Annotated in this window: 15 protein-coding genes and 1 pseudogene; 10 read left to right on the top strand and 6 right to left on the bottom strand. The window is 71.9% G+C overall.

Going from position 1 to position 21,784, the window contains the following annotated elements; genetic code table 11:
• Window positions 1-354: 354 nt before the first annotated feature.
• Window positions 355-1,299: pseudogene (locus ACZ55A_RS00915) on the bottom strand (DUF4184 family protein); the annotation flags it as partial.
• A 150-nt stretch (window positions 1,300-1,449) separates the two neighbouring features.
• Between ACZ55A_RS00915 and ACZ55A_RS00910 the strand changes: the two are divergent.
• The 3 genes from ACZ55A_RS00910 (at window position 1,450) to pgfA (ending at window position 4,866) form a co-directional block, all read left to right on the top strand.
• Window positions 1,450-3,261 carry a lytic transglycosylase domain-containing protein gene (locus ACZ55A_RS00910; protein WP_468831117.1) on the top strand — a complete coding sequence of 604 codons (1,812 nt, stop codon included), beginning with the start codon at window positions 1,450-1,452 and terminating at the stop codon, window positions 3,259-3,261.
• Between the two features lie 350 nt (window positions 3,262-3,611).
• Window positions 3,612-3,746: an SPW_0924 family protein gene (locus ACZ55A_RS00905; RefSeq protein ID WP_468831114.1), complete on the top strand. Its 135-nt coding sequence runs from the start codon at window positions 3,612-3,614 to the stop codon at window positions 3,744-3,746.
• 55 nt (window positions 3,747-3,801) lie between these two features.
• Complete coding sequence (gene pgfA / locus ACZ55A_RS00900; RefSeq protein WP_468831111.1) at window positions 3,802-4,866, top strand: cell envelope lipid trafficking protein PgfA; 1,065 nt, start codon at window positions 3,802-3,804, stop codon at window positions 4,864-4,866.
• A 411-nt stretch (window positions 4,867-5,277) separates the two neighbouring features.
• Here pgfA and hrpB read toward each other — a convergent pair whose 3' ends face one another.
• Entirely contained in the window at window positions 5,278-7,872 is a 2,595-nt protein-coding gene (gene hrpB, locus ACZ55A_RS00895) for an ATP-dependent helicase HrpB (RefSeq protein WP_468831108.1), read from the bottom strand.
• 286 nt (window positions 7,873-8,158) lie between these two features.
• Window positions 8,159-8,980, bottom strand: coding sequence for a class I SAM-dependent methyltransferase (locus ACZ55A_RS00890; RefSeq protein ID WP_468831105.1), 822 nt, complete (start codon window positions 8,978-8,980; stop codon window positions 8,159-8,161).
• Between the two features lie 376 nt (window positions 8,981-9,356).
• Between ACZ55A_RS00890 and rpsA the strand changes: the two genes are divergently transcribed.
• A complete protein-coding gene (gene rpsA / locus ACZ55A_RS00885) occupies window positions 9,357-10,874 on the top strand; it encodes a 30S ribosomal protein S1 (RefSeq protein WP_468831102.1) in 1,518 nt (505 codons plus the stop codon).
• Between the two features lie 174 nt (window positions 10,875-11,048).
• On the opposite strand, the gene ACZ55A_RS00880 is transcribed toward rpsA, so the two are convergent.
• Window positions 11,049-11,240, bottom strand: coding sequence for a hypothetical protein (locus tag ACZ55A_RS00880; RefSeq protein ID WP_468831099.1), 192 nt, complete (start codon window positions 11,238-11,240; stop codon window positions 11,049-11,051).
• 632 nt (window positions 11,241-11,872) lie between these two features.
• Here ACZ55A_RS00880 and ACZ55A_RS00875 point away from each other — a divergent pair.
• The 4 genes from ACZ55A_RS00875 (at window position 11,873) to ACZ55A_RS00860 (ending at window position 14,855) form a co-directional block, all read left to right on the top strand.
• Entirely contained in the window at window positions 11,873-12,820 is a 948-nt protein-coding gene (locus ACZ55A_RS00875) for a PAC2 family protein (protein ID WP_468831096.1), read from the top strand.
• A 146-nt stretch (window positions 12,821-12,966) separates the two neighbouring features.
• Window positions 12,967-13,557 (top strand): dephospho-CoA kinase, encoded by a 591-nt coding sequence (coaE, locus tag ACZ55A_RS00870; protein ID WP_468834495.1) that lies wholly within the window; start codon window positions 12,967-12,969, stop codon window positions 13,555-13,557.
• Window positions 13,558-13,580: 23 nt separating this feature from the next.
• Entirely contained in the window at window positions 13,581-14,060 is a 480-nt protein-coding gene (locus tag ACZ55A_RS00865; protein ID WP_468831093.1) for a cupin domain-containing protein, read from the top strand.
• Window positions 14,061-14,462: 402 nt separating this feature from the next.
• Entirely contained in the window at window positions 14,463-14,855 is a 393-nt protein-coding gene (locus ACZ55A_RS00860; protein WP_468834493.1) for a tetratricopeptide repeat protein, read from the top strand.
• A 139-nt stretch (window positions 14,856-14,994) separates the two neighbouring features.
• Here ACZ55A_RS00860 and ACZ55A_RS00855 read toward each other — a convergent pair whose 3' ends face one another.
• Entirely contained in the window at window positions 14,995-15,309 is a 315-nt protein-coding gene (locus ACZ55A_RS00855; protein ID WP_468831090.1) for a DUF6343 family protein, read from the bottom strand.
• Window positions 15,309-17,087 carry a UvrD-helicase domain-containing protein gene (locus ACZ55A_RS00850; RefSeq protein ID WP_468831087.1) on the bottom strand — a complete coding sequence of 593 codons (1,779 nt, stop codon included), beginning with the start codon at window positions 17,085-17,087 and terminating at the stop codon, window positions 15,309-15,311. Before ACZ55A_RS00850 ends, ACZ55A_RS00855 begins: the two co-directional genes overlap by 1 nt.
• A gap of 347 nt (window positions 17,088-17,434) precedes the next feature.
• On the opposite strand from ACZ55A_RS00850, the gene ACZ55A_RS00845 reads away from it, so the two are divergent.
• Together ACZ55A_RS00845 and ACZ55A_RS00840 are read left to right on the top strand one after the other, a co-directional pair.
• The gene (locus ACZ55A_RS00845; protein ID WP_468831084.1) at window positions 17,435-20,311 is read left to right on the top strand and encodes a DEAD/DEAH box helicase; all 2,877 of its coding nucleotides are present in this window, start codon (window positions 17,435-17,437) and stop codon (window positions 20,309-20,311) included.
• Window positions 20,308-21,783 (top strand): SWIM zinc finger family protein, encoded by a 1,476-nt coding sequence (locus ACZ55A_RS00840; protein ID WP_468831081.1) that lies wholly within the window; start codon window positions 20,308-20,310, stop codon window positions 21,781-21,783. Before ACZ55A_RS00845 ends, ACZ55A_RS00840 begins: the two co-directional genes overlap by 4 nt.
• Window position 21,784 lies beyond the last annotated feature (1 nt).

Raw genomic sequence — 21,784 nt, 5'->3', positions numbered from 1 at the left:
GGGTGTGCCGACCGGCCGCGGGGTGTGGCGACCGGGTGCGGGGTGTGCTGACTGGACGGCGGGCTGACCGTACGCGGGGCGGGCTCAGTCGGCGGTGCGGGACGCCGTCGGCGGGCCCGCCGACGCACCGGCGGCTTCCGCACCGGCGGCTTCCGCATCGGCAGCCGCCGCGTCTGCCGCCCCCGCACCGGCTGATTCCGCACCGGGCACCTGCGCACCGGGCGCTTCCGCGCCGGCCGACCCGGCACAGCCTGCCCCCGTACCGCCTACCCCTGTACCGCCCGCCCCCGCACCGGCCGCCGCCGTGGCCGCAGCCTTCGCCGGCGGCCGCACCCGGCCCGCCCGCCGGATCAGCAGACGTACGGCCGCCGCATACAGCAGCAGCCCCAGTGTGAGCCCCGCCCCCGCCCCGAACAGCAGGTCCGGAACGTAGTCGAACCAGCCCGCCGCGTCGCCGTACACCGCATACGCCCGCCGGATCCGGTGCACCGCGCCGACCAGCACACACCACGCCACCGGAAGCATCAGCAACAGCCGGACCCGCACACTCAGCGAAGGCAACGCCAGGGGCGCGGGCGCGGTCACTTCACCGGATGCGTCCACCTCACCAGGCACGGGTGCGACCACCTTGCCGGGCAAGGGCACCTCACCAGGTGCGGGCGCGGCCGCTTCGCCACGCGCTGCCGAAACGCCCGACGAGCCCACCCCCACCCCCGCCCCGCTCCCGCGCCGTAGCGCCGCCAGCGCCGACCACACGAACCACGCCATCGCGGCCAGCGCCACCGCCGAGGTGCCGTACTGCAGATACGCCGCCACCGGCAGCCCGCCCACCACCCCGTCCAGCCCCGGGACCAGCCGGGTACCCCACCGGCCCGCGTGGGTGAAGGCGTCCCAGACGACATGGGTCGCCGCCCCGAGCACCGCCGACAGCACGAACCGGCCGATCAGCCAAGCCAGTTCACCCGGCCCACGCGGCTGCCAGGGACGGCCCCGCACGAATACATACACCCGCCCCCGCCACGCCCCCCGCGGCAACAGCGCCAGCACAGGCTCGCGCACCAGCAGCCAGCCACCGACCAGCACCGCGGTGACCAGCACATCCACCGTCAGCACACCCGGCAGCGAGTGCGTTACCGCACCGAACGCCATCGCACCCGGAACCACGGTGTCCGCGTAGTACGTCATGTCCGGTGCGAACGACCCCGCGACGAGCGCCGACGCGACCAGCGGACCACGTGCCGCCCCGGTCCGCCGGAGGGCCGGAAGCACAGCAGCGGCATGGCTGAGCGTGAACGGCATGGTGCCTCTCCTCGATCGATTCGGATCATTATGTGTCCGATGAGGGTGGTAGATGCCGGGCCCGAGTTGTCGTAGTGTCGCCTGAGTTGGCGCGCCGGGGAGCGCGATACCGCGTCAGAACGCGGTGGCTGAACGCGGAGGGGACCACATATGGCAGTCACAATCCGACGGCGGCTCCGAAGGGGAGCGGCCTCGACGGCCGTGGCAGCCCTGGTACTCGCCGCCCTGACCGCCTCTCAGTCACCGGACGCCACCAAGAGCACAGCCGCCAAGGGGCAGGAGACCCCGCCCCCCACCGACACCCCCATCGACGGCGGTTCGACGTACTACACCGACCTGCCGCCCCTCAACAGCCCCGTACCACCCGGCGGTTCCAACCACCCCCGGCCCGACGGCGGCAGCACCCTCGCCGGCCCGGCTCAGGCCGGTCTGCCCGCCACCGTCCTGGCCGCGTACAAAAAGGCCGCGTCCGAGATCGGCGCCTCCGAACCGGACTGCCGGCTGCCCTGGCAACTGCTCGCCGGCATCGGCAAGGTCGAATCCGGCCAGGCACGCGGCGGAGCGGTCGACGCCGAGGGCACCACCCTCCAGCCGATCCTCGGCCCGCAGCTCAACGGCCACGGCTTCGCCCGGATCACCGACACCGACGGCGGCCGCTTCGACGGCGACCGCACCCACGACCGTGCCGTCGGCCCGATGCAGTTCATCCCCTCGACCTGGTCCCAAGGCAGCCCCGACGGCACCGGCTGGGGCGCCGACGGCAACGGCGACGGCAAGAAGGACCCCAACAACGTCTTCGACGCCTCGCTCGCCGCCGGCCGCTACCTCTGCGCCGGCGGCCGCGACCTGACGGCCCAGCAGGACCTGGACCGGGCCATCCTCGGCTACAACCACTCCGAGGAGTATCTGCGGACGGTGCTGTCCTGGTACGCGTTCTACCGCCACGGCACCTACGAGGTCCCCGACGGCAAGGGCGTCCTCCCCGTCCAACGGGGCAACACCCCCGGCACCGGCGGCCACACCGACGGCCGGTCCGAAGGACGTACCCGCCAAGGACGTACCGGCCACGGCAAGAGCCCCCACCCCGGCAAGACCAAGCCCAACCGCCCCACAAAGCCAGGCGGTTCGCACGGCACCGGCCACACCCCCGGCGGCACGGGGCCCACCCCGGGCCACACCGGCACCCCGAACCGCCCGGGCACCCCCACCCCCAAGCCCCACCCCACGACGCCCGCCCCCCTCACCACCCTCCAGCGCGTCGGCGACCAAGACCTGAGCACCACCACGGACACCGACTTCACCGCGAAGCCGCAGGTACGCGCCGAGGGCGCGGCGGGCCGACCGGTCGCCGGCGCCCGCATCCGCTTCACCCTCCCCGCCACCACCGACGCCCGCTTCCCCGGCGGTGCCACCACCGTCACCGTCACCACCGGCAAGAACGGCCTGGCCACCGCACCAACGCTGCACGCAGGCGACAAGACCGGCACCTTCACCCTCCGCGCGACGGCCCTCGGCCGCACCCTGCCCGCCGTCGCCTTCCACGCCACCGTCCAGGCCCCGCCGTCGCCGAAGGCCGACCGCCTCACCCGCACCTCGGACAAGGACCTGACGGCAACCGCCGGCCACCCCTTCGCGGAGGACGCGGTCGAGATCAAGGCGACCTGCCAGGGCAAGGCCGCCGCCGGAGTGCCGCTCACCGCGACGATGATCACCGACGACCCCGCCCACCCCGTGGAGAACGACCAGGGCCCCTACTTCAAGGACCCCAAGGCCACCGGCGACGACAAGGACAAGCCGGTCCGCACCCTCACCGGCCTCACCACCGACGCCAACGGCCTCCTCAAGCTCCCCAAGATCTACACCGACACCCACAGCGGAACCTTCCTGCTGCGCCTGACCACCCCCGACGGCACCACCCTCACCCTCAACCTCAAGGTCGCCGCCCCACCAGCCACTCACTAACCCCCCACCCGCCCACCAGCCCCTCCCACACCCCACACCCCACACCCCACACCCCAAAAACACACCACCCACCCCCACCCCGCCGTCCCGCCCCACCCAGGGCAGGACGGCGGCGCTCGCGCGTACCCACATCCGCCCGCCGACGCCTGCCGAGGCAACAAGCACACGAGCAAACAGGCAACAGGCAACAAGCAACAGTTAGTTGTGGGCCGCGCGCAGCAACGGCCCACAAACACGTACGCCTCTACAGCAACGGCCCACAGGCGCCCCGGCCCTACGTGTTCTCATCTCAACCGCCCGTTGCTACGGTGCCCCCGCCCTGACGCCGTATCAGTTCACCGGAGGCGACCATGCGCGCCCTGAAAGCAGCCGCGCTCGGACTGGCCGCGGCGCTCGCCCTCGTCTTCACGATCACGGCGATCGGCGCGCCCAGCGGCACGACTTCGCCCAAGCCGCTGCTGACCACCGTCCCCAAGCACCCCTGACCGTCCCCAAGCACCCCTGAGGGGCGGACGTCACCGAGGGAGGGACGTCACCGCCATGCGCCGGACCGCCAGCCTCGTACTGCTCGCCTTCGCCGTCTTCTTCACCGCACTCTCCCCGCTGCTGCGGTGGTACGCCTTCCCCCGGCTCGCCAAGATCCCGCCCAGCCAGTACCAGGACATGGTCCTCGAGGCCAGTCCCGCCACCCTCCTCAACTACAGCACCATGAAGGCCAGGCAGGTCCCCAAGATCACCATCGTCCAGACCCTCAAGGGCAACGTCGCCGCATCCGACCGCATCGAGCAGACAGCGGGCCGCGACGTCGTCGTCTGGGACACCCTGTCCTACGTCGCGGGCCCCGACGGCAAGATGGTCTCCGAGATCCCCGAGCGCTACATCTTCGACGCGCACTCCCAGGAACCCGTGCACGCCACCGGCGAGATGGTCGACGGCGACCCGGTGCGCCGCGACGGCATCGAGTACAAGTGGCCCTTCCTCACCGAGAAGCGTGACTACACCTACTTCGACGCCCAGACCCGCACCTCGACCCCCATTCACTACAAGGGCACCCGCAACTTCCGGGGCCTGGAGGTCTACTACTTCGAGCAGACCATCCCCTGGACCAAGGTCCCGCTCCCCAAGAAGATGCCGGTCAAGGGCATCACGCCACAGTCCGTCGCGAAGATGGGCACCACCCGCTGGTACACCACCAAGCGCATGTTCTGGGTGGAGCCGGTCACCGGCGCACCGGTCAACGGCCAGGAGATCCACAAGGAAGAGCTGCGCGGTGGCGACCTGCTGCCCGGCGGCGGCAAGGTCACCGCCTTCGCCGGCCATGTGAAGATGCGTGCCGACTACGTCGACTCCACCGTCGTCCTGGTGAAATCCCAGCGCACCCTCGTCCTCCTGCTCACCAGCTACCTCCCCTGGGGATTCCTGACTCTCGGCGCCGCGCTGCTCGCCCTGAGCCTGCACCTCGAAGCCCGCAACCGCCGCCCCGGTCCCCGTCCCGGTCCCGGTCGCGGTCCCGGTCGCGGTCCCGGTCGCGGTCCCGGACCTGGCTCCGTCGACGTTGGCCCGCCGGGCCCGGAACCGGAGCCACGACCGAGGCCCTCCGCGTGAGACCTCCCTCGTCTCCCTGACCTCCGTGCAGAGCACCGTGAAGCCCCCGGCTGAACGCCGTGAGGGCTCCTGCCGAACACCGTGAGGCCTCCACGTACCTCCGCCACGTCCTCCACGTACCTCCGCCACGTAGAGCACAACAAGGCCTGCCTTCTTTCCCGCTTCCCGACGCCCCCGCTGTGCCGCGCCTCCTTACATCCAGCAACGATTGCACAGAGTTACTTTGTCCCCGGGTTGGTGACGTTCTGTGATTCTGCTCGGTCATGTCGTCCTGTGGCTCACCGGGAACGCCGAAGCGCCGATGGAGGCGGGGGCGCGGGGGAGTGGGAAGGGGGAAGGGCGGGGCGGATGGGCGCGCAGTGGGCGACCCCACGACCGAATGCGGTGTCGAACGGGGCCTGGCCGCCACGCTCAGCTCCGTTTGAGGCGCGCGGACGTGTGGCGGGTCGGTTCGGCGGTCGAAGGGTCTTCGGGCCATGGGTGTTTGGGGTACCGGCCGCGCAACTCCGCGCGTACGGACCGGTATCCGTCCCGCCAGAAGGACGCGAGGTCGGCCGTGACCGCGGCCGGGCGTCCGGCGGGGGAGAGTAGATGCACAAGGACGGAAACCCGTCCGCCGGCCACCCGCGGCGACTCCTGCCAGCCGAACAACTCCTGTAGTTTCACGGCCAGTACGGGCTGCTCACCGCCGTAGTCCACCCGTATCCGCGAACCGCTCGGCACTTCGATGCGCTCGGGCGCCAGCTCGTCGAAGCGGACCGCGTCACCGGTCGCCCACGGCAGCAGCCGGGCCAGCGCCTGCCCCGCGTCGATCCGTTCCAGGTCGGCCCGCCGGCGCGCCCGGCCGAGCTCGGCCCCCAGCCACTCCTCGGCCCGCTCCAGCAGCGCCGCGTCCGACACATCGGGCCAGGGCGCGCCCAGCTCCCGGTGCACAAACGCCATCCGCTGCCGCAACGCCGTCGCGGCCGGCGACCACCGGAGCAGCCCGAGGCCCTCCCGCCGCAGGCCCGACAGCACCGCCTCGTGCAGCAGCGCCGGGTTCGGCTCGGTCAGCGGCCGGGACGCAAGTTCGATCGCCCCCAGCCGGGTCACCCTCCGGGCCACCACATCCCCGTCCGACCAGTGCACCTCCTCCCCCGAGGAGTGCAGCGCCCGCGCCGCGGCACACGCCGTCTCCTCATCGATCACCGCGGCCAGCCGCACCCGTGCCGACACCGCCGCCACCGGCCGGTCCGCCACCGCCACCGCCAGCCACGCGGCATCCCGCAGCCGCGACCCGTCCCCGGCCCGCGCCCCCGGCCCGGCCCCCGCCAGCTCGGCACCGGTCCCGGACGCCATCAGATAACTCCCGGCGCCGCGGGCCCGGGCCACCCGCTCCGGGAACGCCAGCGCGGCGAGAAGACCGGCGACGGCATCGTCGGACGTACCGGCCCCCGAGCCGCTGGGAGAGCCGTTGCCGCTGCCCGCCCCCTGCTCCCCGGCTCCGCCCTGCTCCCCGGCCGCCGACGTCAGCCGGCGCACCTCCTGGCGCCACCGGGCGGCGTACGCATCGCCGCCCCGCCGCGCGGTGCGCCACGCCGCCGCCAGGTCGTCCCCGTACGCCCGAGGCGGCTCCTCGCTCAGCAGGGCGACCACCTCCGCGGCCCGCCGTACGCCGACCTCGGGTGCGCCGTCCAGCAGGGCACGCGCCAGCCGTGGGTGCAGCCCCACCCGCGCCATACGGTTGCCCCGCGGCGTGGCCCGGCCGTCTTCGTCCACCGCGCCGATCGCCGTCAGCACCTCCCGGGCCGCGGCCAGCGCACCGGCCGGCGGCGCGTCGAGCAGTGCGAGGCCACGCGCGTCCGGATCGCCCCAGCAGGCCGTCTGCAGGGCGAACGCGGTCAGATCGGCGACCTTGATCTCCGGCTCGGGGAACGCCGGCAGCCGCCCGTCCTCACCCTCCGACCAGCAGCGGTAGACCACACCGGGCGCCTCACGCCCCGCCCGCCCGGCGCGCTGCCGGGCCGCCGCCCGGGAGGCCTGTACGGTCGCCAGCGCGCTGAGCCCGCGCGCATGATCCCGCCGCGGCACCCGCGCCAGCCCGCTGTCCACCACCACCCGGACGCCCGGCACGGTCAGACTGGACTCCGCCACCGAGGTCGCCAGCACCACCCTGCGAACGCCGTCCCCGCCCGCCAGTACGGCGTCCTGCACCTCGGCAGGCGCCCGCCCGTGTACCTGCAACACCTCGGCGTCCACCCCGGCCAGCTCCCCGGCGACCCGCCCGATCTCCCCGACACCGGGCAGAAAGCACAGCACGTCGCCCGTCTGCTCGCGCAGCGCCCGCCGCACCACCCCCGCCATATGCGTCAGCAGCGCCGGATCCACCCGCATCCCATGGGCCGGCCGCACCGGCCGCTCCGGTGGCGCCCACACCACCTCCACCGGGTGCGACACGCCCGCCGCCTCGACCACCGGTGCTTTTTCCCGGGAGCCACCCAGCAGACGGGCCCACCCCTGGGCATCCGTCGTTGCCGACGCGGCCACCAGTTGCAGCTCGGGCCGCAGCGTCTCCCGTACGTCCAGCAGGAAGGCGGCACACGTATCGGCGTCCAGATGCCGCTCATGGCACTCGTCGAGCACCACGAGATCGACCCCGGCCAGCTCCGGATCCCGTTGCAGCCGTTGCAACAGCACTCCGGTGGTCACCACCTCCACGGCGGTACGGGGCCCGGCCCGCCGCTCCCCGCGCACAGTGAAACCGACCTGCTCACCGGGCTTCTGGCCCAGCAGCCAGGCCATCCGCCGGGCCGCGGCGCGGGCCGCGATCCGCCGCGGCTCGGCGACCAGTACCCGCCGCAGCGGCCCCGCGCCGGTCAGACCCGCGAGCTCCAGCGGTACCAAGGTCGTCTTGCCGGTGCCCGGCGGGGCGCACAGCACCGTCGTACCGGCCCCGTCGAGGGCTTCGCGGAGCGCGGGCAGCGCGGTACGTACGGGCAGCTGGGCGAGGGCGTCACGGGCGATCACGTCCCCCAGTGTGCCGCCCGCCACTGACACCGGGCCCCGGCCCCGAGAACTCGCCGGGCCTTCGCCCCGCGACCGCCCGGCGCAGTCGCCGGACGTCCCCTCGCCGCTGCTCCGCGCCGCCCGATTGGACCATGAGCCACCGGACTGGCCCTAAGGGGTCCTGACGGTCCAGACAGCCCTGCCGAGCCTGACACGCCGATGACACGCCGACAGGCCGACAGGTCCGACAGGCGAACAAGCCCCCAGCAGCGCAGCCGCCCCTGACAGGGCCATGAACCGCTCGCTGCTAGACGTGCGCCTCGCACACGAAGATCGCCGTCCCCGGGATCAGGCGCCCGCGCAGAGGGGACCAGCCGCCCCACTCCTGGGCGTTCCATTCCGGCCATTCCGGCTCGACGAGATCCACCAGCCGGAATCCCGCCGTCACCACGTCCCGCACCCGGTCTCCCAGCGTCCGGTGATGCTCGACGTACACCGCCCGGCCGGTCTCGTCCTGCTCCACGTACGGCGTGCGGTCGAAGTAGGAGGCCGCCACGGACAGCCCCTCGGGGCCGGGCTCATCGGGGAAGGCCCAGCGGATCGGGTGGGTCACGGAGAAGACGAACCGGCCGCCCGGCCGCAGCACCCTGCGCACCTCCCGCAGGACCCGCACCGGGTCGGCGACGAACGGCAGCGCCCCGTACGCGGAACAGGCGAGGTCGAAGCTGCCGTCGCGGAACGGCAGGGCCGTGGCGTCCGCCTCCACCAGCTCGGTGACCTCGTCGTCCGTGCCGTCGGCGATGCGCAGGGCGTGCTGTAGTTGCCGGTGGGAGAGGTCCAGCGCCACCGGGAGGGCGCCCTGGGCCGCCAGCCAGCGGGAGCACTGCGCCGCGCCGGCCCCGATCTCCAGGATCCGCCGGCCCTTCAGCTCGGCGGCCGGTCCGAGCAGTGCGGCCTCCGCCTCGTCGAGCCCTTCAGGGCCCCAGATGAACCGGTCGTCCCCGAGGAAGGCGCCGTGCTCGCTCTGGTACTCGTCCGCGTTGCGGTCCCACCAGCCCCGATTGGCCTGACTGCTCTCGGTGTCCGAGGCGTCACGGCGGGTCGCCTCCGGCTCGTGCTCTTGGTTCATCGCGCCCGTCGTCGTAGTCTTCGCTCTGCTTGTTGCTGCAGGGACTGTGAGGCCGTTCGACCTCGCGGAACACCGCGTGTGCCGGTTATGGGGCGTTCTGTCCCGGGTGTGCGCGTTCGCGCATTGACCGTGTCCGGCTGCCCCCGTATGCTACAAGTTGCGCTGCGGGCTTGCGCGCCTCAGACGGAGCAGGCCGCGCTCGCATCTGTATGTACCCCTCGGTTTTGAGGCGTTTCGGATAGCTCCAAGTGCTCCGGCATTTACGGGCTTCCAATAGCAAACGCTTCTGACACTGTCCGGCTTATGCAGAGGCGATACGGGCTCTCGGCGTAGCAGTACCTACGACTTCAATGTCCGTACCGGAGCCCTTTCCCACATGACGAGCAGCACCGAGACCACCGCCACCACCCCGCAGGTTGCGGTCAACGACATCGGTAACGAGGAAGCCTTCCTCGCCGCGATCGACGAGACGATCAAGTACTTCAACGACGGCGACATCGTCGACGGCGTCATCGTGAAGGTCGACCGGGACGAGGTCCTGCTCGACATCGGTTACAAGACCGAAGGCGTCATCCCGAGCCGCGAGCTCTCGATCAAGCACGACGTCGACCCCAATGAGGTCGTCGCCGTCGGTGACGAGATCGAGGCCCTTGTTCTCCAGAAGGAGGACAAGGAAGGCCGCCTGATCCTCTCGAAGAAGCGCGCCCAGTACGAGCGTGCCTGGGGCACCATCGAGAAGATCAAGGAAGAGGACGGCATCGTCACCGGTACCGTCATCGAGGTCGTCAAGGGTGGTCTCATCCTCGACATCGGCCTCCGTGGCTTCCTCCCGGCCTCCCTGGTCGAGATGCGCCGCGTCCGCGACCTTCAGCCCTACGTGGGCAAGGAGCTCGAGGCCAAGATCATCGAGCTGGACAAGAACCGCAACAACGTGGTCCTGTCCCGCCGCGCCTGGCTGGAGCAGACCCAGAGCGAGGTCCGCCAGACCTTCCTCACCACCCTCCAGAAGGGTCAGGTGCGCTCCGGCGTCGTCTCCTCCATCGTCAACTTCGGTGCCTTCGTGGACCTGGGCGGCGTCGACGGTCTCGTCCACGTCTCCGAGCTGTCCTGGAAGCACATCGACCACCCGTCCGAGGTCGTGGAGGTCGGCCAGGAGGTCACGGTCGAGGTCCTGGACGTCGACATGGACCGCGAGCGCGTCTCCCTGTCGCTCAAGGCGACCCAGGAAGACCCGTGGCAGCAGTTCGCCCGGACCCACCAGATCGGTCAGGTCGTCCCGGGTAAGGTCACCAAGCTCGTTCCCTTCGGTGCGTTCGTGCGCGTCGACGAGGGCATCGAGGGCCTGGTCCACATCTCCGAGCTGGCCGAGCGCCACGTGGAGATCCCGGAGCAGGTCGTCCAGGTCAACGACGAGATCTTCGTCAAGGTCATCGACATCGACCTCGAGCGCCGTCGCATCAGCCTCTCGCTGAAGCAGGCCAACGAGTCCTTCGGTGCCGACCCGTCGGCGGTCGAGTTCGACCCGACCCTGTACGGCATGGCCGCGTCCTACGACGACCAGGGCAACTACATCTACCCCGAGGGCTTCGACCCGGAGACCAACGACTGGCTGGAGGGCTACGAGGCCCAGCGCGAGGCGTGGGAGCAGCAGTACGCCGAGGCGCAGCAGCGCTTCGAGCAGCACCAGGCCCAGGTCATCAAGTCCCGCGAGGCCGACGAGCAGGCTGCGGCCGAGGGCGCTGCGGCGCCGGCGGCGCAGGGTGGCGGCAACGCCGGCGGCGGCAACGCCGGTGGCGGCTCGTACTCCTCGGAGTCGGCGGACAACTCCGGCGCCCTGGCGTCGGACGAGGCGCTCGCCGCGCTCCGCGAGAAGCTGGCCGGCGGCCAGAGCTGAGCTCGCTCCGGTAGGCAGTAGCTGAACGGCGAAGGCCCGCTCCCCTTAGGGGGAGCGGGCCTTCGCCGTTGTCCGGGGCGGCGCGTCGGAGGGCGTGGGGGAGGGCGCGCCGGGGGCGATGGGGCGTGATGGGGCGTGAGGGAGTGGCCGGGGTGGCTGGGGTGGGCCGGAGTGTCAGTCCACCGGGGCGCCTGGATTGGTGACGCCATGGCCGCCGGTGACGGTGTTGTCACCCGTGATGGTGACCCGGGTAATCGGACGCGTCGTAATGAGTGATTCGGACGCGTCGTAACGGGTGATGTTGAAGCCATGGCGACCGGATCCGGCTGCGGCGCGCAGATCGGGTGTGTTGCCGCGGACGACCACCGTGCCGCAGGCTCAGCCGGACCGCTGGGGGTGGGCCTCATAGCCGTTGTTGGGGTGAGCGTGATCCGGGACGACGGGGTGCCGGCGGCCGGCGTCGCGAGGTTTCCCTTGTACGTGGAGTGGTGCGGCGGCGCCCAGCAGGGCGGCACCGGGGCCGGTCAGAAGCGGGCGGGTTGGCGCGGAACGGAGACGGGTGCAGGGCGGATACGGGTATGGGTACGGGTATGGACAATGCGGGCGCGGATCTTCAGCCAACTCTCTTCCTGTATGTGAACGTTGGGTGTCAGTGTGAATGTGCGCTGTCGGGGCGAAGGTAGAGCTGGGGCTGATAAGCGGCAAGGCTTCCGGTGGTGAGGAGTGGGGATGAACCAGCCTGCCCCGTAAGGGAGTTGCGTTGATCTACTTGGGAGAGGTGGGGGAGGGGTCGGCCTTCGAGAGTCGCACGGGGCCAGGGGGGTGGGACGGAGGCGCCGGCGGGGTGGGGAAGCGAACCGGTGGCCTTTACCGCGGTCACCGGCGTACCAGGTCGGGCGGGCGGAACATGTCCGGAAACGGGCGGGGCATATCCGGGCCGGGAATGACTGTGGCCGACCATACGTTGGCGCTCATGAGAACGAGGAGGAGCGGTCACTGTGTTGGATCCCCAGAGTTTGTACACATGGGAGCCGGGCGGGCTCGCGGAGGTCGAGGCGCTGGCCTCCAGGGACTCCGCCGGGCTCGTGCTGCTGTACCACTTCGACGGGTACATCGACGCCGGCGAGACGGGCGACCAGATCGTGCGACGGCTGCTCGACGGCCTGCCGAACCAAGTCGTCGCCCGCTTCGACCACGACCGCCTCGTCGACTACCGCGCCCGCCGCCCGCTGCTCACCTTCGAGCGCAGCCGCTGGACCGCGTATGAAACCCCGAGCATCGAGCTGCGGCTGATGCGCGACACCACTGACGCGCCGTTCCTGCTGCTGTCCGGACCCGAGCCGGATGTCGAGTGGGAACGCTTCGCGGCCGCCGTCAAGGCGATCGTGGAGCGGCTGGGCGTACGGCTGTCGGTGAACTTCCACGGCATTCCCATGGGCGTCCCGCACACCCGCCCCGTAGGAATCACCCCCCACGGCAACCGCACCGACCTGATGCCGGGCCACGCCAGCTTCTTCGACGAGGCCCAGGTGCCCGGCAGCGCCGAGTCGCTGATCGAGTTCCGGCTGGCCGAGGCCGGGCACGACGTGTTGGGCGTGGCCGCGCATGTACCGCACTACATCGCCCGCTCCGCCTATCCGGACGCCGCGCTGACGACTCTGGAAGCGGTGACGGCCGCCACCGGCCTCGTACTGCCGGGCGCGGCGCATGCGTTGCGTACGGAGGCGCTGCGGACGCAGGAGGAGATCGAGCGGCAGATCTCGGAGGGTGACGAGGAGCTGGTCGCCCTGGTCAGCGGCCTTGAGCATCAGTACGACGCGGTGGCCGGTGCGGAGAGCCGGGGAAATCTCGTGGCCGAGGCGGTGGAGCTGCCGTCGGCCGACGAGATCGGCCGGGAATTCGAACGGTTCCTGGCGGAGCGGGAGGGCGAGGGCGGCGGCATCTGAGCCCGGTGGCATCGGACCCGGGTTTTCGGGCCGGGGGTTTCTGTGCCCGGTGGCATTTGACCGGGCGGTATCTGAGCCCGGCCGCCCGCTTGTCTTCCGGGCAGCCGGGCGTCCCGGAGCACCCGCGCACCGTATAGCGTGTGTCCATGGTGAAGGTGGGGCTGACCGGCGGAATCGGCGCGGGCAAGAGTGAGGTTTCGCGTTTGCTGGCGTCGTACGGCGCGGTGATCGTGGACGCGGACAAGATCGCACGCGAGGTCGTCGAGCCCGGTACACCCGGACTGGCGGCCGTGGTCGAGGAGTTCGGGGAGGATGTACTCACCCCGGACGGCACGCTCGACCGGCCGAAGCTGGGCGGGATCGTCTTCGCCGATCCCGAGAAGCTGAGGGCGCTGAACGCGATCGTGCACCCGCTGGTGGGTGCGCGCTCCGCCGAACTCGAGGCGTCGGCCGGCCCGGACACCGTAGTGGTCCACGATGTGCCGCTGCTGACGGAGAACGGCCTCGCGCCGCTCTACGACACGGTGGTCGTGGTCGACGCCGCCCCGCAGACCCAGCTCGACCGGCTGGTACGGCTGCGGGGCATGGCGGAGGGCGAGGCGAAGTCCCGGATGGCCGCCCAGGCGACCCGCGAACAGCGGCTGGCGATCGCGGATTTCGTCATCGACAACGACGGACCGCTGGAGGCACTGGAGCCGCAGGTCCGGGCGGTATGGGAGCGCCTGCGGGCCGCCTAGCGCCGGACGATAACCTCGCCGCCATGACTGCCGCATCCAACGCCACTTCCGCGTCCGCTGCCGCGAGCACGGCCGCGACCCCCAGCCCGGCCGTGGCCCCTGCCTCCGCTTCCCCCTCCACCTCTCTGCCGGTTTCTGCCACGGAGTCGGCCCCCGCGTCGTTCGTCGTGAACATCCCCGGTATCGCGGATGCTGACCTGGAGCCTGACCCCCTCGACCCCTCGCAGATCGTCTCCGGGGACCCGGTGGTGACGGGCAAGGTGCTCTGGGAGTCGTCGGACGGCAGGCAGCTCCGCGGAATCTGGCAGATCACGCCGGGCGTGGTTACTGACACCGAGGCCAATGAGCTGTTCGTGGTCGTCAGCGGACGCGCCACCATCGAGGTCGAGGGCGGTTCCGTACTCGAAGTGGGACCGGGTGACGCCTGCATCCTGCGCGAAGGCGACCGCACCCGGTGGACGGTGCACGAGACGCTGCGCAAGGCGTACCACATCAGCTTGTAGCGGGCGGGTTGCGGCGGGACATCGGAGGGGAGCGACGCATCGGGGGTGGGCGGGGCCCAGCACGATCCCTCCCCGGGGGCCCCGCCCCCCGCCCCCGCCCACCCCACCCCTCCCCTCCCGCCCCTCCAAGGTCACGGCCCCGATCCTGGGCAGGCCTCGGTCTGGCAGACCGTGCCTCGGACGCGCCCCGACCTTGCTCTGACCACGGACGTCATGCCCCAACATCTGGGGGCAGGCCGAGCGTCAGCTGGGTGCCTTGCCCTGGTCAGCCGATGCGGACCGGGGAATGCCGCGACCGATGGGATTGTTGTGGCCCCAGGTAACGCCGTACGGTCCGTCGCTGACGCATGCTCGATGGCAGCGGCACTTGTCATCGGCGACGGAAACCGAGAGGAGCAGGCCGTGCCCGAGAGCAGCCCCGAGACGCATGTCATCGACTTCCGAGCCGCGGAGCACCTGTTGGCGGCCCGTGACCCGCGCGGCGCGATTCAGCTGCTGGACTCGGTCATCACGGCCCACCCCGAGAACACCGCGGCCCGGCTGCTCCGTGCCCGTGCCTTCTTCCTCGCTGCCCAACTACGCCCGGCGGAGCTCGAATTCCAGATCGTGCTGGACCGCGAGCCGGACAACGCCTTTGCCCACTTCGCGCTGGGCCGCACCCTGGAGCGCGCCGACCGACCGGAGGAGGCACTGCGCCACTTCCGACTGGCGGCGGCCCTCGAACCGCGCCCGGAATTCATCCAGGCCGCCCGCTTCGAGCGTGACGACACGGGCAAGGGGGAGGACACCCCCTAAGCGCCCCCTGGGGCGCGCCCCTCACAGACTCCAGTCGCTTCGACCATGTGGGGGCATCAACTAACCCCCTCTTCCTGGACATTGCCCCTCCCGAAATGGTCTCCGAAGTGGTCTGATCCGGGAGCCTGTTGCTCCGGCCCTACGGTCTCGTGCCGCGTCGGCGGCCGGGGTCGTTGCGTATGCCGTATGTGTCGTTCCGGCCTCGATCGGGCTCGTAGGGCGGTATCTCCCTGCCGGGCTGGTAGTGCGGTCCCTGGTGAATATGGCGGATCACCAGGAGCAGGTCTGTGGCCGCCACCATGGCCAGCGCGGCACACGCGGCGGCCCACTCGGGGCGGCCGGCGCTGACGAAGGCCACGGTTCCGGCGATGGTCCACAACAGGCCCCACAGCGCCAGCCCACAGCGAATTCTCAGCGGGCTGCGTGCGTGAAGGGGCTCATTTCCGGTACGCATCAGTACCCATCTCCTACCTTCAGGATCCCCCCGATCGGCTGGTCAGTCACGTGTCGCTTTTGCCTTTCAACAGTTTGTTTCTGGGCAACCCGGCGGCCCGGTGCCGGTCTGGTCGCGGATGGTGTCCTGTGCTCGGGCTCCGGGCTGTCCCTGGCTCCCGTGGCTGCGGTTCCTTTCCTCGGGCTGCTTCCGGTCTGTGCTTGCTTCTGCGCTGGGGGTGCTGCTGGTGGCTGGGGTTTGTTGTGGTGGTCGGGGCTGGTGGGTGCGGCAGAAGCCTTGTCGGTGGGGTGGGGGTCGCCGGCGGGGTGGCTGTTGATCCAGGACAGGCCGCCGATGTCGAGCTGGGAGCGGGCGCGGGTCACGGCGACGTATGCCAGGCGTGCCTCGTCGAGATCGATGGGCCCGGGAACCGGTGCCCCGTCCTCATCGCGCTCGTCGAGGTCGTCGGGGGCGGTGAAGTCGTCCGCGATGCGTACGCTCGACCACTCCCGTCCCTTGGCCCGGTGTGCGGTGGAGACCGTCACCTCGGCGGACTCCTCGGGGGAGAGCCGGTCCAGGGCCTGGAGCAGGGCTTCCGTGCCGTGTTCGTCGACGATTTCCACCAGCGGCAGCAGATCGCGGCCGGCCGGGTCGAACTCCGCGTACTCGCGCAGCTCCGCCCAGGTCTCGAAGAGCATCAGCTCGGGATGGGTGGTGCGGCGCCCGGCTTCCAGATTGTGCGCGGCGCGGGCGAGGGCGCTCAGGGACTCTCCGCCGCCCGCGAGTGCGACCCGGCGGCCCGTCTCCAGCTGCCGTATCACCTCCACCATCGCCCCCACGTTTGTGCGGGACAGGATTGCCTCCGGTGAGTGGACCCTGTGTAACTCCGTGTTCAGGTGGGGCGAGCCGGTGAGTGTGAGGGGTGCGTCGACGATCCTCAGCCAGCGGTTGGCCTCGGCCGCCAGTGCCGGGCCGAAGCGGAAGGAGCGGGAGAGGCTGAGCTGTCGGCCGTCGAATCCGGTCATGATGTCGCGCGCGCCGCGCCAGCCGTAGATGGCTTGGGCGGAATCCCCGACCAGGACCAGCTGGGCGTGGTCACGCTGTGCCGTGAAGACCTCCTCGACCACGGGGTTGGTGTCCTGTGCCTCGTCGAGGAGCAGAAAGTCTGCCCGGATGACCGGTTCGCTCAGCGCCCACATCTTCAGGTAGTGGTCGTGCTCGAAGCGGACGACGCCGTGGTCCGGATGCTGTAGGTCGGCCCAGGCCTTGCGGGCGTAGGGCAGGACGAGGTCGGCGAGGTGTGCGTGCAGGGGTTCGGATTCGGCTCCGCGCAGGGGCGGGACGTGGTGGCGGGCGATCTCTTTGTCGGCCGACTGGCAGAAGCGGGTGACGGTGCGCAGGGCCGTGTAGGAGAGGGCCTTGTTGTTGACCTTGCGTGGCCCGATGCGAACGACCAGGTTGTCGTTGATGCCCAGGGCGGCTCCCGTGCGCCATCCGGCTCGCCGTGGGGCGTTCATCCGCGCCTGGTACCTCTTGCCCACGGCGGTGTAGGCGAGGGCGTGGGCCGTCCCGCAGGCCACTTCGGCGGGGAATTGCCGGCCGGCGTGGCGTGCGACGGCTCTGTTGAAGGCGATATATCGACTGAGCCGGCCCTGTCGTCGTGCGGAGTGCGCGAGCATCGCGAGGGTCGTCGTCTTGCCGGTGCCGGCGCCGGCCTGGATCACGAGTGGGGCGCCGGTGGCGAAGGCCTCCGCTGCGGCGTGCTGCTCGGGGGTGGGGGTGGGCGTGTAGATGCGCATGGGTCGCTCCTTGCTGGCGTTGGGTGATTACTGAGAGTGCTTGTGTCACTGACTGTAATCGACTGTGGGCTGTGAGCGAGAGAATTTTTGTGGCCTGTGGATAACTCGGCTTCGTGCGCGGAAAGCGCGGGCGGGACGCGTTGTCAGTGGCGTCTGCTTCCATCGACATGGCGCAGGCTGCCGCGGCGGCGGAGGAGAAGGCGCAGGAGAAGCAGGAGAAGCCGGGAGGTGCAGTGGGGGCGACCGTAGACTCGCAGGTCGGGCGTGGTGGCGGGGCCGGCCACGGACGGCAGGTCCGGCGGGCGCCTTGGCCGGCGGTGAAGGAGCAGAGAGCAGAGGACGGCGGAATGGTGGGGCATGGGCAGGGCGGTGTGACCGCAGGCGCCGTGGCTCGCTGTGCCGTGGCCTTCCTGCCCGCTCAGCCCCCGCGCGCCGGGAAGATCGCTCTCTGGCGGCCCGATGGCGGGCCGCTCCCTGCCGCCGGAGCCGGGGGAAGCGGAGCGGGCGGGCGGGCGGCGGACGGCCCGGTGGAGACGGTTCAGCTGACCGTCGCGCGCCGGCACGGCAACGGTGCCCGGAGCCGTACGGTCCCGGCGCTGCTGCTCCCGCTGGCCGAGGCCGTACCGCTGCTGGTACAAGCCCGGCACGACCCCACCGCCGATCCGGCCGCCGCCTGCTGGGGCGCGGCGACGCTGCATGCGCTGCACCTCGCCGCGCGCGGCAGACTGCTGCCGGGGCTGACCCTCGACGACACCGATGCCTGGCGCGCCGGCCCGCTCGACCCCGAGGACATCGCGCACCTTCGCGCCATCGCCGCAGCCATGCCCGCCGAGGCGTACCCCGTGCCCCTCGCCGGCAGTCGTCCGCTCCAACTGCACGACCCCGCGGCCCTGGTGCGGCTCTACGTGGACGCGGTCGCCGACGCGCTGCCGCGCACCCCCGCTGCCGGGCTCGTGGCCGGCGCACCCTTCGCGGCGAGCGCCCCGCAGCACCTGCCGGGCGCGCGGGAGTGGGCCGCCGAGGTCGCGGCCGGTGTCGACGCCGGCGTACGGCTCTCCTTGCGACTCGACCTGGCCCCGCACCAGCTCTTCGACACAAGGGGGGAGAGCGGAGGGCCGGATGAGGCCGAAGAGCGCAGTGCGGCAGCGGCCGTCCTCCAGGTGCACAGCCTCACCGACCCGACGCTGGTCGCCGACGCCCGTGACCTGTGGGAGGGCGAAGGCCCCGACCACTTCGGGCCGCGTTCCCGTGTCGACACCCTCCTGGCGCTGCGGCGCGCCGCCCGCATCTGGGCACCGCTCACCCGCCTCCTGGAGCGGCTGGTCCCCGACGTACTGCCGCTCAGCGAGGACGAGTTGTACGAGCTGCTGGGGGAGGCCGCACCCCGTCTGGGCGCCGCGGGGGTGGCCGTGCACTGGCCCAGGGAGCTGGCCCGGGGACTGACGGCGACGGCCGTGCTGCATCCGGCGCCGGGTTCCGCCGCGGACGGATTCGGGTTCTTCGACACACGTGAACTGGCGCAGTTCCGCTGGCAGGTGGCGATGGACGGGGTGCCGCTGACGCAGGCGGAAATGGACGCCCTCGCCGAGGCGCACCGGCCCGTCGTCCGGCTGCGCGACCGGTGGGTCCTGGTCGACCCCGGCCTCGTACGCAAGGCCCGTAAGCGCGAACTGGGGTACCTGGACCCCGTCGATGCCCTGGCGGTGACGCTGAGCGGCACCACGGAGGTGGACGGCGAGCAGGTCGAGGTGGTCCCTCTGGGGGCGCTCGCCGCGCTGCGCGGCCGCCTCACCACACAGGCGCGTCCACTGCCCCAGCCGCCCGGTTTGCAGGCGACCCTGCGTGACTACCAACTACGGGGCATGGCCTGGCTCGACACCATGACCTCCCTCGGCCTCGGCGGCTGCCTCGCCGACGACATGGGCCTGGGCAAGACCGTCACCGTCATCGCGCTCCACCTCCACCGGCGCCCCACCGAACCGGTCCTCGTGGTCTGCCCCGCCTCCCTCCTCGGCAACTGGCAGCGCGAGATCGAGCGCTTCGCCCCCGGCACGCCCGTACGGCGCTTCCACGGCGCCGGCCGAAGCCTCGACGACCTGGACGGTGGCTTCGTGCTGACGACGTACGGGACGATGCGCAGCAGCGCCGCCCAACTGGCCGCCAGGCCCTGGGCATGGGTGGTCGCCGACGAGGCCCAGCATGTGAAGAACCCGCGCTCCTCGACGGCCAGGGCGCTGCGCAGCATCAAGGCCCCGGCCCGGATCGCCCTCACCGGCACACCGGTGGAGAACAACCTCTCCGAGCTGTGGGCGCTGCTGGACTGGACGACCCCCGGACTCCTCGGCCCTCTCAAGACGTTCCGGGCGCTGCACGCCCGTGAGGTCGAGGGCGGTGAGGACCCGGAGGCGGCCGAGCGGCTGGCCAGGCTGGTGCGGCCGTTCATCCTGCGCCGTAAGAAGTCCGACCCCGGGATCGTGCCCGAGCTCCCGCCCAAGACCGAGACCGACCACCCGGTGGCGCTGGGCCGCGAACAGGCCGCGCTTTATCAGGCCGTCGTCCGCGAGACCCTTGCCCGGATCGAGACCGCCGAAGGCATCGCGCGCCGTGGCCTGGTCATGAAGCTGCTCACCGCCCTCAAACAGATCTGCAACCACCCCGCGCAGTACCTCAAGGAGGCCGCTCCGGGCCTGGCCGCCCGCTCCGGGAAGCTCGAACTCCTCGACGAGCTCCTGGACACCATCCTCGCCGAGGGCGGCGCCACACTGATCTTCACCCAGTACGTGGGGATGGCGCGGCTGCTGGAGCAGCACCTCGCCACCCGCGGCATCCCCGCCCAGCTGCTGCACGGCGGCACCCCGGTCGCCGAACGGGAGAAGATGGTCGAGCGCTTCCAGTCAGGGCAGACCCCGGTCTTTCTGCTGTCCCTCAAGGCGGCGGGCACCGGCCTGAACCTCACCCGCGCCGGACATGTGATCCACTACGACCGCTGGTGGAATCCGGCGGTGGAGGAGCAGGCCACCGACCGCGCGTACCGCATCGGCCAGACCCAGCCCGTCCAGGTCCACCGGCTGATCGCCGAAGGCACCGTCGAGGACAACATCGCCCAACTTCTCAGCGCCAAACGGGCGCTCGCCGACGCGGTGCTCTCCGGAGGGGAGACCGCGCTCACCGAACTGTCCGACGCCGAGCTGGCCGATCTCGTCTCCCTCAGGAGGCCCGGATGACACCGCTCCCCACCCCCGGCCGCCGCCTGTCCGGGCGCGCCGCCGCGGCCGACCGGCTGGCCCGCGCGGACCGTTCGCGTACCTTCCCGCCCCTGCCGGACCGGCCGGGCGCCCGGGGGCTGTTCGCCGAATCCTGGTGGGGAAGCGCCTGGCTGGACGCGCTGGAGAGCGCCGCCCTCGACGGCGCACGGCTCGCCCGCGGCCGCACCTACGCCCGCGACGGCCACGTCGACACCATCAACGTCACCCCGGGCCGTATCCGCGCCACCGTACGGGGCAGCAAGCCCCGCCCCTACAGCGCCGAGATCCGCCTCAGGACCCTCACCGACCAGGAGTGGGACGCCCTCCTCGACGCGGTCGCCGCGGAGCCCGGACAGCTCACCGCCCTGCTGGCCAAGAGGCTGCCCAGCACGCTGGCCGAGGGCGAGGTGCGCCTCCTCCCGGGGCCGGGCGACCTCGTCCCCCGCTGCACGTGCCCCGACCACGGCAGCCCCTGTAAACACGCCGCCGCGCTCTGCTTCCAGGTGGCCCGCCTGCTGGACGCCGATCCGTTCGTGCTGCTGCTGATGCGCGGCCGGGGGGAACGCGAACTCCTCGACGAACTCTCCCGCCGCAACGCCGCGCTGACGGCCCGTGAGGCCCGCGAGGCCGGTGCGCCTCCCCTGGGCGCCGCGCCTCCGGCCGCCGTCAGCCCGGAGACCCACCGGCCCGCGCACGCCGCCGCCATGGAACGCACTTCGGAGAGGGACTTCGGGGGTGCGCCTCAGGAGGCCCTGGCACACGGGACGCCGGCACCGCCCGGTGTGCTCGCCCGCGCCGCCCTCGCCGACCGGCCCCGCCCGCCGCTCCCGCCGCCCCTGCCGGTGCCCGCGCAGCCCGGTCACCCGCCTGCCCTGCCCGACGGCGAGGGGCTGCCCTTCGCCCCCGCCACCCTGGAATTCCTGGCCGCCGACGCCGCCGCCCGCGCCCACGCCTGCGTGACCGCCGCGGGATCCCCGGGCACCGGCAGCGACCGGCCGGCCCACCCCGGCCCGTTCCCGGACCTGCCCCCGTGGGAGGACGCCGTCCGCCTGGCCGCCACCGCCCACCCCACCGCCGGGCTGACCGCCACCACCCGTGCCCTCTACCGCGACCTCGCCGCGGCGACCGGCCGTACGCCCACGGACGTCGCCCGCTCCGTGGCCGCCTGGCGGCAGGGCGGACCCGAAGGCCTCGCCCTCCTCGACACCACCTGGAACCCACCGGCCGGCGACTTCGACCGGGCCCGCAGCGCCCTCCTGGCCGCCGACCTCCCCGCCCTGCGGCCGCGCCACAACCACCTCACCGACCCCGACCGCGGCATTCAGCTCCGCTTCGGCCGCGACAACCGCTGGTACCCCTACGAATCCGAGCCCGGCACCGACGACTGGTGGCCCACCGGCCCCGCCGACCCCGACCCCGTAGGTGCCCTCACCACGCTCCTCGCGCGATGAC

This window comes from Streptomyces sp. NPDC034111, assembly GCF_055575375.1.
This window is presented reverse-complemented; position numbering and strand designations above follow the sequence as displayed.

Coding starts and splice junctions, on each gene's coding strand:
- ACZ55A_RS00910 (WP_468831117.1), top strand. CDS start 1,450: ATGGCAGTCACAATCCGACGGCGGCTCCGAAGGGGAGCGGCCTCGACG.
- ACZ55A_RS00905 (WP_468831114.1), top strand. CDS start 3,612: ATGCGCGCCCTGAAAGCAGCCGCGCTCGGACTGGCCGCGGCGCTCGCC.
- pgfA (WP_468831111.1), top strand. CDS start 3,802: ATGCGCCGGACCGCCAGCCTCGTACTGCTCGCCTTCGCCGTCTTCTTC.
- ACZ55A_RS00890 (WP_468831105.1), bottom strand. CDS start 8,980: ATGAACCAAGAGCACGAGCCGGAGGCGACCCGCCGTGACGCCTCGGAC.
- rpsA (WP_468831102.1), top strand. CDS start 9,357: ATGACGAGCAGCACCGAGACCACCGCCACCACCCCGCAGGTTGCGGTC.
- coaE (WP_468834495.1), top strand. CDS start 12,967: ATGGTGAAGGTGGGGCTGACCGGCGGAATCGGCGCGGGCAAGAGTGAG.
- ACZ55A_RS00865 (WP_468831093.1), top strand. CDS start 13,581: ATGACTGCCGCATCCAACGCCACTTCCGCGTCCGCTGCCGCGAGCACG.
- ACZ55A_RS00855 (WP_468831090.1), bottom strand. CDS start 15,309: ATGCGTACCGGAAATGAGCCCCTTCACGCACGCAGCCCGCTGAGAATT.
- ACZ55A_RS00850 (WP_468831087.1), bottom strand. CDS start 17,087: ATGCGCATCTACACGCCCACCCCCACCCCCGAGCAGCACGCCGCAGCG.
- ACZ55A_RS00845 (WP_468831084.1), top strand. CDS start 17,435: ATGGTGGGGCATGGGCAGGGCGGTGTGACCGCAGGCGCCGTGGCTCGC.
- ACZ55A_RS00840 (WP_468831081.1), top strand. CDS start 20,308: ATGACACCGCTCCCCACCCCCGGCCGCCGCCTGTCCGGGCGCGCCGCC.